This is a genomic window from Streptomyces sp. CA-111067, from assembly GCF_050956065.1.
Classification (GTDB): Bacteria; Actinomycetota; Actinomycetes; order Streptomycetales; family Streptomycetaceae; genus Actinacidiphila.
Genome location: NZ_CP192103.1, coordinates 7,163,017 through 7,174,695 on the forward strand (window position 1 = coordinate 7,163,017; position 11,679 = coordinate 7,174,695).

12 protein-coding genes are annotated in these 11,679 nt (G+C 70.5%); 9 read left to right on the forward strand and 3 right to left on the reverse strand.

Going from position 1 to position 11,679, the window contains the following annotated elements; all coding sequences use genetic code 11:
• Positions 1-7: 7 nt before the first annotated feature.
• Positions 8-787: a transcriptional repressor LexA gene (gene lexA, locus ACQPW6_RS31855; RefSeq protein ID WP_433893165.1), complete on the reverse strand. Its 780-nt coding sequence runs from the start codon at positions 785-787 to the stop codon at positions 8-10.
• 495 nt (positions 788-1,282) lie between these two features.
• Between lexA and nrdR the strand changes: the two genes are divergently transcribed.
• The 3 genes from nrdR (at position 1,283) to ACQPW6_RS31870 (ending at position 5,538) form a co-directional block, all read left to right on the forward strand.
• Entirely contained in the window at positions 1,283-1,795 is a 513-nt protein-coding gene (gene nrdR / locus ACQPW6_RS31860; RefSeq protein ID WP_433893166.1) for a transcriptional regulator NrdR, read from the forward strand.
• Positions 1,796-1,911: 116 nt separating this feature from the next.
• The gene (locus tag ACQPW6_RS31865) at positions 1,912-4,797 is read left to right on the forward strand and encodes a vitamin B12-dependent ribonucleotide reductase (RefSeq protein ID WP_433893167.1); all 2,886 of its coding nucleotides are present in this window, start codon (positions 1,912-1,914) and stop codon (positions 4,795-4,797) included.
• 126 nt (positions 4,798-4,923) lie between these two features.
• A complete protein-coding gene (locus ACQPW6_RS31870) occupies positions 4,924-5,538 on the forward strand; it encodes a YdbC family protein (protein WP_433893168.1) in 615 nt (204 codons plus the stop codon).
• A gap of 98 nt (positions 5,539-5,636) precedes the next feature.
• Here ACQPW6_RS31870 and ACQPW6_RS31875 read toward each other — a convergent pair whose 3' ends face one another.
• Positions 5,637-6,248, reverse strand: a complete 612-nt coding sequence (locus ACQPW6_RS31875) for a TetR/AcrR family transcriptional regulator (RefSeq protein ID WP_433893169.1) — start codon at positions 6,246-6,248, stop codon at positions 5,637-5,639.
• A gap of 72 nt (positions 6,249-6,320) precedes the next feature.
• Here ACQPW6_RS31875 and ACQPW6_RS31880 point away from each other — a divergent pair, with 72 nt between their 5' ends.
• The 6 genes from ACQPW6_RS31880 to ACQPW6_RS31905 are packed head-to-tail and all read left to right on the forward strand — an operon-like array spanning position 6,321 to position 10,990.
• Complete coding sequence (locus tag ACQPW6_RS31880) at positions 6,321-7,052, forward strand: SDR family oxidoreductase (protein WP_433893170.1); 732 nt, start codon at positions 6,321-6,323, stop codon at positions 7,050-7,052.
• A complete protein-coding gene (locus tag ACQPW6_RS31885) occupies positions 7,049-7,873 on the forward strand; it encodes an SDR family NAD(P)-dependent oxidoreductase (RefSeq protein ID WP_433893171.1) in 825 nt (274 codons plus the stop codon). Before ACQPW6_RS31880 ends, ACQPW6_RS31885 begins: the two co-directional genes overlap by 4 nt.
• A gap of 32 nt (positions 7,874-7,905) precedes the next feature.
• The gene (locus tag ACQPW6_RS31890) at positions 7,906-8,568 is read left to right on the forward strand and encodes a histidine phosphatase family protein (protein ID WP_433893172.1); all 663 of its coding nucleotides are present in this window, start codon (positions 7,906-7,908) and stop codon (positions 8,566-8,568) included.
• 54 nt (positions 8,569-8,622) lie between these two features.
• The gene (locus tag ACQPW6_RS31895; RefSeq protein WP_433893173.1) at positions 8,623-9,528 is read left to right on the forward strand and encodes an ADP-ribosylglycohydrolase family protein; all 906 of its coding nucleotides are present in this window, start codon (positions 8,623-8,625) and stop codon (positions 9,526-9,528) included.
• Positions 9,529-9,574: 46 nt separating this feature from the next.
• Positions 9,575-10,270, forward strand: a complete 696-nt coding sequence (locus ACQPW6_RS31900; protein WP_433893174.1) for a ribonuclease HII — start codon at positions 9,575-9,577, stop codon at positions 10,268-10,270.
• A gap of 54 nt (positions 10,271-10,324) precedes the next feature.
• Positions 10,325-10,990: a hypothetical protein gene (locus ACQPW6_RS31905; protein ID WP_433893175.1), complete on the forward strand. Its 666-nt coding sequence runs from the start codon at positions 10,325-10,327 to the stop codon at positions 10,988-10,990.
• 3 nt (positions 10,991-10,993) lie between these two features.
• On the opposite strand, the gene ACQPW6_RS31910 is transcribed toward ACQPW6_RS31905, so the two are convergent.
• The gene (locus ACQPW6_RS31910; RefSeq protein WP_433893176.1) at positions 10,994-11,584 is read right to left on the reverse strand and encodes a hypothetical protein; all 591 of its coding nucleotides are present in this window, start codon (positions 11,582-11,584) and stop codon (positions 10,994-10,996) included.
• Positions 11,585-11,679: the final 95 nt, after the last annotated feature.

Below are 11,679 nucleotides of genomic sequence, written 5' to 3' on the forward strand. Positions count from 1 at the left end.
AAGGGCGTCAGATCCGACGCAGCACCGCGACCACCTTGCCGAGGATGGTGGCATCGTCACCAGGAATCGGCTGGTAGGCGGCGTTGTGCGGGAGCAGCCACACATGGCCGTTGTCCCGCTTGAACCGCTTCACCGTGGCCTCGCCCTCCAGCATGGCCGCCACGATGTCGCCGTTCTCGGCCACGGGCTGGCGCCGTACCGTCACCCAGTCGCCGTCGCAGATCGCCGCCTCGATCATCGAGTCGCCGACCACCTTGAGGACGAACAGCTCGCCGTCGCCGACCAGTTGCCGGGGCAGCGGGAAGACGTCCTCGACCGACTCCTCGGCGAGGATCGGGCCGCCCGCCGCGATCCGGCCGACGAGCGGCACGTAGGAGGCCGACGGCTTGCCCGAGGTGTCGGTCGGCTGCGGATGGCCGGCCTCGGAGGCGCGGACCTCGTATGCCCGCGGCCGATGCGGATCGCGGCGCAGAAAGCCCTTCCGCTCCAGGGCCATCAACTGATGGGCCACAGAAGACGTGCTGGACAATCCGACGGCCTGGCCGATCTCGCGCATCGACGGCGGATATCCGCGCCGCTGCACCGAGTCCCTGATGACCTCGATGACCCGGCGCTGCCGTTCGGTCAGTCCCGAGCTGTCGGCGCGAATACCCGGGGGCCGTCCGGGAAGCGAGCGTGCCGGCTTCGGGGGGTTCTCTTCGTTCGTCACGTCCAACGGGCCGATTCCATCCGGTGAGCGGTCATGGTCGGTCAATGTGGCTGTGGCGCTCTCTGCGGTGGTGGTCAAGGCGGCCCCTTTCGAGATGTTCTCCCACCGCACGGACTGCGGGAGGCCCGCTTCGCAGCCGCGGGCAGTTAGTACAACGGTAGTGGGTTTCGAAAGGTTGCGCCAAACACACGTTCGAGTGAATTTGCATAAATCCGCTGACGTGATCAAGGTATCGGGTGTATCCATCGAATGGAAGTTCGATTGCATGATGGATGTCGCGGCCGGCCGTCCGCCCCCGGCGACTCTCCGGTACCAGGCCCTCTCCAGTGTGTCACCGGCGCCCCCACGGCGTGCCGCGCGCCCGCTTCCCCTACGCTCGGCTCCGACGCGCCGCACGACACGCTGATTCGCGGTGTTGGCTCCTCCGCACCACATCTAGTGGTTGGATAGGCCCCGGCGCCCACAAGTTGTGGTCTCGCCGCTATGATTGAAATAGCTTCAGGGGGCCGCGACGGCCCGTAGAGGCCTGTTCGTCGTGTGCCCAGCCATGGGCTGGGGGAGGGAGTGGGAACCGTGCACTGCCCCTTCTGCCGGCACCCCGACAGCCGTGTCGTGGACAGCCGCACCACCGACGACGGAGCCTCGATCCGCCGCCGGCGCCAGTGCCCCGACTGCGGTCGACGCTTCACCACCGTGGAGACCGCGTCGCTGATGGTGATCAAGCGCAGTGGCGTGACCGAGCCGTTCAGCCGGAACAAGGTGATCGCCGGCGTGCGCAAGGCGTGCCAGGGCCGCCCCGTCACCGAGGACGCCCTCGCCCAGCTCGGGCAGCGCGTCGAGGAAGCGGTCAGGGCCACCGGCAGCGCCGAGCTGTCCACCCACGACGTGGGACTGGCCATACTCGGCCCGCTCCAGGATCTCGACCTGGTCGCGTACATGCGGTTCGCCTCGGTGTACCGCGCGTTCGACTCGCTCGAGGACTTCGAGAGGGCCATCACCGAGCTGCGCGAGCAGTTGCCACCCACCACCCCCGGCGGGCTCGACGAGGACCTCGGGGTCCCCGCGCCCGCCGCCGCCACCGACTGAGCGGCACGCAGGCCACAGATTTGCCGGAGCGCCGTGTGCGCCGAGGCGGCAGACAACACCGTGCTGCGGGAAGATCCGCGCACTTCAGGGCGTTTTCGCCCGTAAAGGGAGGCGGAATGACAGAGACGACGAGCGGCCCGGCACGCGGTTCCCGTACCAAGGGTTCCAAGGCGAGCAAGGGTCTGCGCATGGAGCGCATCCACACCACTCCGGGCGTGCATCCGTACGACGAAGTGGTCTGGGAGCACCGTGACGTCGTCATGACCAACTGGCGCGACGGCTCGATCAACTTCGAGCAGCGTGGCGTCGAGTTCCCCGACTTCTGGTCGGTGAACGCGGTCAACATCGTCACCAGCAAGTACTTCCGCGGCGCGGTCGGCACCCCGGTACGTGAGCAGAGCCTGAAGCAGCTCATCGACCGGGTGGTGCGCACCTACCGCAAGGCGGGAGAGGACAACGGCTACTTCGCCTCCCCGCAGGACGCCGAGCTCTTCGACCACGAGCTGACGTACGCCCTGCTGCACCAGGTGTTCAGCTTCAACTCGCCGGTGTGGTTCAACGTCGGCACCGCGCAGCCGCAGCAGGTCTCGGCCTGCTTCATCCTGTCCGTCGACGACTCCATGGAGTCGATCCTCGACTGGTACAAGGAAGAGGGCATGATCTTCAAGGGCGGTTCTGGCGCGGGCCTGAACCTGTCCCGGATCCGCTCCTCCAAGGAACTGCTGTCCTCCGGCGGCAACGCCTCGGGGCCGGTCTCCTTCATGCGGGGGGCCGACGCGTCGGCCGGCACCATCAAGTCGGGCGGCGCCACCCGCCGCGCCGCCAAGATGGTCGTCCTGGACGTGGACCACCCCGATGTCGAGGCGTTCATCGAGACCAAGGTCAAGGAAGAGGTCAAGATCCGCGCCCTGCGGGACGCGGGCTTCGACATGGACCTGGGCGGCGACGACATCACGTCCGTCCAGTACCAGAACGCCAACAACTCGGTGCGCGTCAACAACGAGTTCATGAAGGCGTACGAGGCGGGCTCCAACTTCGGCCTGCGGGCCCGGATGACCGGCGAGGTCATCGAGGAGGTCGACGCGAAGGCGCTGTTCCGCAAGCTCGCCGAGGCCGCCTGGGCCTGCGCCGACCCGGGCATCCAGTACGACGACACGATCAACCACTGGCACACCTCGCCCGAGTCGGGCCGGATCACCGCCTCCAACCCGTGCAGCGAGTACATGCACCTGGAGAACTCCAGCTGCAACCTCGCCTCGCTCAACCTGATGAAGTTCCTCCGCCTGGACGGCCAGGGCGGCCAGTCCTTCGACGCGGAGCGCTTCGCCAAGGTCGTCGAGCTGGTCATCACCGCGATGGACATCTCCATCTGCTTCGCCGACTTCCCGACCGAGAAGATCGGCGAGACCACCCGGGCGTTCCGCCAGCTGGGCATCGGCTACGCCAACCTCGGCGCGCTGCTGATGGCCACCGGGCACGCCTACGACTCCGACGGCGGCCGCGGGCTGGCCGGCGCCATCACCTCGCTGATGACCGGTACGTCGTACAAGCGGTCCGCGGAACTGGCCGCCGTCGTCGGCCCGTACGACGGCTACGCCCGCAACGCGGACGCCCACAAGCGCGTCATGAAGCAGCACTCGGACGCCAACACCGCGGCCGGCCGGGTGGACGACCTGGACACCCCGGTCTGGGCCGCGGCCACCGAGGCATGGCAGGACGTGCTCCGGCTCGGCGAGAAGAACGGTTTCCGTAACGCTCAGGCATCGGTGCTCGCGCCGACCGGCACCATCGGCCTGATGATGGACTGCGACACCACCGGCGTGGAGCCCGACCTCGCGCTGGTGAAGTTCAAGAAGCTCGTCGGCGGCGGCTCGATGCAGATCGTCAACAACACGGTGCCCGCCGCGCTGCGGCGCCTGGGCTACCAGGACGAGCAGGTCGAGGCGATCGTCGCGCACATCGCGGAGAACGGGAACGTGATCGACGCGCCCGGCCTCAAGCAGGAGCACTACGAGGTGTTCGACTGCGCCATGGGTGAGCGCGCGATCTCCGCCATGGGCCACGTGCGCATGATGGCCGCCGCGCAGCCGTTCCTCTCCGGCGCGATCTCCAAGACGGTCAACCTGCCGGAGTCGGCCACCGTCGAGGAGGTCGAGGAGGTCTACTTCGAGGGGTGGCGGCTCGGCCTGAAGGCGCTGGCCATCTACCGCGACAACTGCAAGGTCGGCCAGCCGCTCTCGGCCAAGAAGAAGGACGAGAAGCCGGCCGAGGCCGCCGCGGAGGCGCCCGCGGCCGTCGAGAAGGTCGTGGAGTACCGGCCGGTGCGCAAGCGGCTGCCCAAGGGCCGTCCGGGCATCACCACGTCCTTCACGGTGGGCGGCGCCGAGGGCTACATGACGGCCAACTCGTACCCCGACGACGGGCTCGGCGAGGTCTTCCTTAAGATGTCCAAGCAGGGCTCCACCCTCGCGGGCATGATGGACGCCTTCTCCATCGCCGTCTCGGTGGGCATGCAGTACGGCGTCCCGCTGGAGACCTACGTCTCGAAGTTCACCAACATGCGCTTCGAGCCGGCCGGCCTCACCGACGACCCGGACGTGCGGATGGCGCAGTCCATCGTGGACTACATCTTCCGCCGCCTGGCGCTGGACTTCCTGCCGTTCGAGACCCGCTCGGCGCTCGGCATCCACTCGGCCGACGAGCGTCAGCGGCACCTGGACACCGGTTCCTACGGCGCCGGTGACGACGAGATCGACGTGGAGAGCCTGGCGCAGTCCGCACCGCGGCAGAACGAGGTGCGCCCGCCGCTGAGCGTGGCCAAGCCGCCCGCCGCTGCGGCGGTGCCCGCGCCCAAGGAGGCGCACAACTCCACGGAGCTGCTGGAGATCCAGCTCGGCCTGAACGCCGACGCCCCGCTGTGCTTCTCCTGCGGCACGAAGATGCGCCGTGCGGGCAGCTGCTACCTCTGCGAGGGCTGCGGCTCGACCAGCGGTTGCAGCTGATCAGCTGATCGATTGACCGAGGGGACCGGCCGGTGGCCGGTCCCCTCGGCATGTCGGGCGCCGCCGCCGTCCGGCGGGCTTCCCGGGCAGGACGAATCCGGTTGTCAACACCACTACGATGGCGCGGTGTTGGTGAAGTGGATACGCTGCGGCGTCGTCGATCAGGCCGGGTTCGACCGCGGTCAGCGCAGGTGGGCGGCGCTCAGGGAGCAGCCGGGCTTCCGCGGCCAGGGCGGTGGCTGGAGCCGGTCGCAGCCCGGTGTGGCGCATCTGTTCAGCTTCTGGGACGGCCGGTCCTCCTATGACGCCTTCATGGCCGGGCCGCACGACGCGATAGCCGCTCCGCAGGACGGCAGCTACGAGATGCTCGCCGTCCGGCTGTTCACCCACCGGCTAGAGGTCAAGGTCGGTTTCGAGGCGCGCTTCGCGGACGCGGATCTGCTGCGGGTCGCCCTCTGCAAGGTGCGGCCCGAGCGCTTCGAGCACTTCAGCCAGATGCAGCAGCGGGTGTGGAATCCCGCGATGGCCGGATCGCCCGGCATGCTGCGCGGGATCTTCGGCCAGGGGCAGCAGGGGCAGGCCGACGACTTCCTGGTGCTGTCCATGTGGAACTCGGCCACCGAGCGCGGCAAGTACCGCGAGCAGGCGGTGGCACGGCTGTCGGAGCGGGCCGGGCTGGACGCGGACGTGGTGTCGGTGGCCGGTGACGTGGTGGACGTCGTGCAGAGCTGGACGGTCTGACCGAAGCGCGTGGTCTGACGGGATCGGGTGATCTGACGGCGCCGGGTGGTCTGGCGGCGCTCGACGGCTGGAGCAGCCGCAGCCGGGGTCTGCCGGCCTCAGCCGGGGTCCGCCGGGTGCAGCATCGTGGCCAGCGCGGTGGTGATCTGGCCGGCCAGCTCGTCGTCGATCGGGGCGTGCTTGCTCATCAGCCGGTACCACATGGTGCCGAAGGCGAAGTCGACCGCCAGCTCCAGCGGCACGGTCCGGTCGGAGAGTTCACCGCGCGCCACTCCGCGGGCGAGTGTGGCGCGCAGCGCGTCCCGTCGCGGGCCGATCACCGTGCCCTGCAGACGCCGGGAGAGCTCCGGGTCGTGCTGGGCCTCGGCCATCAGGCCGATCAGTGCCTTGCCGGTGAGCAGCTCGGTGAGCCGGAAGGTGGCTTCGAGCAGGGTGCGGACGTCCAGCAGGGTGTCGCCGGAGTCCGGATCGAGGTGCTCGGCCTTGCGCAGGCCGAGGTCGCGCAGCGCGTCGAGCAGGACGTCCTGCTTGGCCGGCCACCAGCGGTAGACCGTCTGCCGGCCGACGCCCGCGGTCTCCGCGATGCCCTTCATCGTCAGCGCCGGGTAGCCGCCGCTCTGGCACAGCTGGAGGGTGGCGTGCAGCACGGCCTGGCGGGCCGTCTCGCTGCGTGGTCTACCCCGTACGGGTGAGCCGTCCATGGATTCCATGAAGCCACTTTACAAGGCATCGTGTCTCGAATATATTTAACGAGTCACGATGTCTCGTAAATGGAGCTCAAGATGTCTGCAAGGAACGAACGTGTCGTCGTGGTCGGGGGCACTTCCGGTATCGGCCTGGCCGCTGCCGAGCGGCAGCTGCGCGAGGGCCGTGCGGTGGTCGTCACCGGGCGCGGCAAGGCGAGGCTGGACGCCGCGGTGGAGAAGCTGGGGGAGGGCGCGTCCGGCGCCTCGGTCGACGCCACCGACGAGGTCGCCACCGCCGCCTTCTTCGCCGAGCTGGGGACGGTCGACCACGTGGTGATCGCCGTCACCGGCAACACGGCCGCCGGGCCCTTCGAGAGCCTGTCGATCAGCGATCTGCGCGCGGCGGCGGAGGGCAAGCTGATAGCGCAGACCGTGGTCGCCCAGGCGGCCCTGAAGGTGCTCCGCCCGGGCGGCTCGATCACCTTCATCACCGCCGGGTCCGCGGGCGCGGCCAGGCCGGGCACGGCCGGGCTGGCCGCGGTCAACGCCGCGGTCGAGGCGATGGTGCCGGTGCTCGCGGTCGAGCTGGCCCCGACCCGGGTGAACGCGGTCTCGCCCGGCATCATCGACACGCCGTGGTGGGACTGGATGGACGCCGAGACCCGGCAGGCGACCTTCGACGGCTACGCCGCCACCGCCCCGGCCGGACGGGTCGGACGCCCGGAGGACATCGGCGACGCGATCGGCTTTCTGATCGACAGCACCTTCACCACCGGCCTGGTGCTGCCCGTGGACGGCGGGTCGCGGCTGCGCCCGGCAGCGCTGTGACCGCGCCGGACCGCAGGACGGTCCTGATCACCGGATCGACCGACGGAATGGGCCGCTGGCTGGCGGTGCGCCTGGCGGAGGGCGGGGCGCATGTGCTGGTGCACGGCCGCAGCGCGGAGCGCGCCGAGGAGGTACGGCGGGCGGTGCGCGAGGCCACCGGGGAGGACCGGGCGGAGGTGCTGCTCGCCGACCTCGCCGACCTGCGCGAGGTCGACCGGCTCGCCGACGACGTGCTGGCCCGTACCGACCGGCTGGAGGTGCTGGTCAACAACGCCGGAATCGGTGCGGCCTCGCCCGGGGGCGGCAGGGAGACGGTGGCCGGCGGTGTGGAGCGCCGTTTCGCGGTGAACTACCTGGCCGGCTACCGGCTGACCCGCCGGCTGCTGCCGCTGCTGACCGCCTCGGCGCCGTCCCGGATCGTCAATGTGGCCTCCGCGGGCCAGCGGGCCATCGACTTCGCCGACCCGATGCTGGCCAAGGACTACGACGGCGGACGGGCCTACACCCAGAGCAAGCTGGCGCAGATCATGTTCACCTTCGATCTGGCCGAGGAGCTGCGGGACACCGGGGTGACGGTGAACGCGCTGCATCCGGCCACCTTCATGGACACGACCATGGTCAGAGAGGGGGGAATCGCCCCGTGGAGCACCGTGGAGGAGGGCGGCGAGGCGACACTGCGGCTGATCGACGGCACCGACCTGGGGACAGGGCGCTACTTCAGCGGAACGCAGGAGGACCGGGCCGACCGGCAGGCGTACGACGCGGCGGCGCGGCAGCAGCTGCGGGAGATCTCGGAGCGGCTGGTGGCTGAGCTGATCTGACGCGGCCGCTTCAGCGCAATAGGCTGACCTGCATGGGACGCCCTCGCCGCATCGTGCTCATCCGGCACGGCGAGTCCCAGGGCAATGAGGACGACACCATCTACGCCCGGGTGCCGGACCACGCCCTGGAACTCACCGCCGCCGGCCTGCGCCAGGCCACCACGGCGGGCGCCGGGCTGCGGAAGCTGTTCGGGGAGGAACGGGTGCAGGCATTCGTCTCCCCCTACCGGCGCACCTGGAACACCTTCCGCGCCCTCGGGCTCGATCCGCGGCTGACCCGGGCCAAGGAGGAGCCGCGGCTGCGCGAGCAGGACTGGGGGAACTGGCAGGACGTCGAGGACATCCAGCGGCAGCGCAAGGCCAGGGACGCCTACGGGCACTTCTTCTACCGTTTCGCGATGGGGGAGAGCGGCGCCGACGTCTACGACCGGGTCGGTGCCTTCCTGGAGACCCTCTACCGGGCGTTCGACAACGAGGACTTCCCGCCGAACGTCCTGCTGGTCACCCACGGACTGACGATGCGGCTGTTCTGCATGCGCTGGTTCCACTGGACGGTGGAGGAGTTCGAATCGCTGTCCAACCCCGACAACGCCGAGACCCGCATGCTGCTGCTCGGCGCGGACGACCACTACACCCTGGACCGGCCGTTCGAACGGTGGCGCACCCCGGAGGAACCCGGCGGCGGGCCCTGGTGACATCGGGCACAGGAGATTGACCGGGATCGTGCGTGATGTCAGAGTTTCGACGCCATGACCGCCGACATCACTCACTCCGAGCGCACCTCCCGCGCGCTGTCCAGCCTCCGAGGACTGGCCACCGGTGACGCCCTGGGCTCCCAGTTCTTCGTCCCCGCCAACTACACCGCACTGCAGAACGGCCAACCGCCGCCCGGCACCTGGGCGTGGACCGACGACACGGAGATGGCCTGCTCCGTGTTCGCCGTGCTCGTCCACCACGGCGGGATCGACCAGGACGCCCTGGCGGCGTCCTTCGCCGAGCACCACGACTTCGACCGCGGCTACGGCCCGGCCGTCAACCGGATGCTGCGGCTGATCCGTCAGGAAGGCGCCGACTGGCGGGAACTGGCGGCCGGGCTGTTCAACGGCCAGGGCTCCTGGGGCAACGGCGCCGCCATGCGGGTCGCGCCGCTGGGTGCCTGGTATGCCGGCGATCCTGTGCCGGCCGTCCAGCAGGCGGAGGCTTCGGCGTTCACCACCCACCAACACCGGGAAGCGGTGGCCGGAGCGATGGCGGTCGCCGCCGCGGCCGCGCTGGCCGCCGACCCGGCAGGCCCGCCCGAGGCGTCCGCACTGCTCGGCCGGGTGATCGACCTGGTGCCGCGCAGCGCCGTGCACGCCGGGATCCGCCGGGCCCTCGACATGCTCGACTACGCCGACGTGGGCACCGTGGCGGCCGTCCTCGGCTGCGGCCGGCGCACCAGCGCGCACGACACGGTGCCGTTCGCACTGTGGTCGGCCGCCCGCCATCTCGGCGACTACCAGCGGGCGTTCTGGACCACTGCCAAGGCGGGCGGCGACATCGACACCACCTGCGCGATCGTCGGCGGCATCGTGGCGTCGGCTCCCGGCGGGGCGCCACCGGCCGACTGGACCGAGCGCACAGAGGCACTTCCGGCGTGGGCCGTTGCTGTCTGACACCCCTGCTGAAGCCACCGGACCTGGGGGTAGGCTGAGTCATGTCATGGCGTACGAACCACCCACCCACCGAGTCGAGCGGTCGCTTCGTGCCACCCTCGGAGTGCGCACCGTCGCCGGTGTGGACGAGGTGGGACGCGGCGCCTGGGCCGGCCCCGTCACCGTCTGCGCCGCCGTCACCGGTCTGCGCCGCGCGCCCGAGGGCCTGACCGACTCCAAGCTCATCACCCCCAAGCGCCGCACCAAGATGGCCGCCGTGCTCGCCGACTGGGTCACCTCCTTCGCGCTCGGCCATGCCTCGCCCGAGGAGATCGACGACCTGGGGATGACGGCCGCGCTGCGGCTGGCGGCCGAGCGCGCGCTCGGAGGGCTGCCCGAGCGGCCGGACGCGGTGATCCTGGACGGCAAGCACAACTACCTCGGCGGCTCGTGGCGGGTCCGTACCGTGATCAAGGGCGACCAGTCGTGCGTGGCGGTCGCCGCCGCGTCCGTGATCGCCAAGGTGCGCCGCGATGCCGCGATGGCGGAACTGGACGCCGAATACCGCCCGTTCGCCTTCGCTGACAACGCCGGATACCCCTCACCCGTCCACCGCGCGGCCCTCGAGGAGCTCGGGCCCACGGTGCTGCACCGGCTGTCGTGGTCGTATCTGGATGCACTGCCGCGCTGGCAGCATCTGAAAAAGGTGCGCCGGCTCGACGAACAGGTGGAACAAGGGGAACAACTCGGTTTCGATTTCTGATCCAGCACCCACCCACCGCTGCGCATCCGCAGCACGTTTGATAGACATCAACTCATGCCTCTCACCCCCGAGGAGCCTCAGATTCACGAGAGCGTCCCGGGTCCCCGCACTGCTCCGACCAGCGGTCGGAGTGCGCTGACCCCGCGTCCTGTTCCCGGCCCCCCGCGGCCTGTGCCGCCGAGGGAGGTCGCCACCGCCGGTGTCGGCGCGGGCCGTCCCGGTCCCGCCCGTCCCGTCGGCAAGTCCACCGCTGCCGCCGCCGATTCAGGCCCGGTGACCCCGGCCGCCTCGGCAGTGCCCGCGGTCCCCGCCCAGCGTGCCGCCGATCCCGCGCCGGCCCAGATCCAACTGATCCCCGCACCCGCCGACGGCGCTGTTGACGCCGCCGAGGAGGCGGTCGACCTGCTGCTCGACAGCGGCCGCGCGCCGGGCGAGATCCTGGTCCTCACCACCGGGGACCAGCACCCGTGGGCCGACCACGAACTCACCTTCGGCGAGGCGTCCTACTGGGCGCAGCACGACGCCGCCGACGACGTGTTCTACGCCGACATCTCCAGCACCCGGGCGACCGGGCGGCCGGTCGTCGTCGTGGCGCTGAACGGCGGCGACGACGGCCGGCTGCCGAAGGCGCTGGCGGGCGCGCTGTCCCGCGCCGGGCTGCTGCTGATCGTCTGCGGCGACCCGGCCAGGATCAACGCCCTGCTGCGCGCGGGCGCCTGACGGTCACTGCGCGGCGGCGCGGCGCAGCGGCTGCGGGCTCCCGCCCGGCAGGGTCGGCGCCGTGTCCGCGGGCCGCCGTGTCCGGGAGTCGGCGTTGGGCGTGCGCCCGGCGCGATTCTCCGCTATCACGTTCCAGCCGTCGGCGGTGAGCGTCACGTAGGAGCCGCACCGCAGCCCGTGCAGAGTGCAGGCGTCGCGCAGCCCCCACATCCAGGCGCCGTCACTGCCCGTCCAGCCGGGCGCGCCGTCCCGGCACACGAGCAGCACCGCGATCCGTATGGGCTTGCGCAGCCGCAGGTCGTGCGGGATGACGCGGCGCAGATGGGACAGCAGCGCGTTGCGCCGCTCCCAGCCGTCGACCACGCCGCTGCGCGCGGTGAACGAGGCACTGGCACGGATCCGGCCGTCGGGATCGTAGACCGCGACCACGGCGGTGGACGGCGCCGGCAGGTGCCTGGAGTGCAGGTCCTTGATCACGTCACGCGGGTTGGCGAGCATCGGCACGCTGATGTCGGTCCATTCGGCCGGCTCCAGGCTGCGTGACACGAGCGGTGAAGTGGCGGAGGACGCCTCCTGAACGAAGCCGATGGTCACGGTCCTCCCTTCACGGATGCACCCTCGGACCGGGCGCGGGCGCACGCCGGTCAGGAGGCTCCAAGAGCCGATCGGGGATCCGCGTCCAATTCTTC

Bases quoted from the DNA above. Each gene is read 5' to 3' on its own strand.
- ACQPW6_RS31865 (WP_433893167.1), top strand. From the start codon at position 1,912: ATGACAGAGACGACGAGCGGCCCGGCACGCGGTTCCCGTACCAAGGGT.
- ACQPW6_RS31875 (WP_433893169.1), bottom strand. From the start codon at position 6,248: ATGGAATCCATGGACGGCTCACCCGTACGGGGTAGACCACGCAGCGAG.
- ACQPW6_RS31880 (WP_433893170.1), top strand. From the start codon at position 6,321: ATGTCTGCAAGGAACGAACGTGTCGTCGTGGTCGGGGGCACTTCCGGT.
- ACQPW6_RS31890 (WP_433893172.1), top strand. From the start codon at position 7,906: ATGGGACGCCCTCGCCGCATCGTGCTCATCCGGCACGGCGAGTCCCAG.
- ACQPW6_RS31895 (WP_433893173.1), top strand. From the start codon at position 8,623: ATGACCGCCGACATCACTCACTCCGAGCGCACCTCCCGCGCGCTGTCC.
- ACQPW6_RS31900 (WP_433893174.1), top strand. From the start codon at position 9,575: ATGGCGTACGAACCACCCACCCACCGAGTCGAGCGGTCGCTTCGTGCC.
- ACQPW6_RS31905 (WP_433893175.1), top strand. From the start codon at position 10,325: ATGCCTCTCACCCCCGAGGAGCCTCAGATTCACGAGAGCGTCCCGGGT.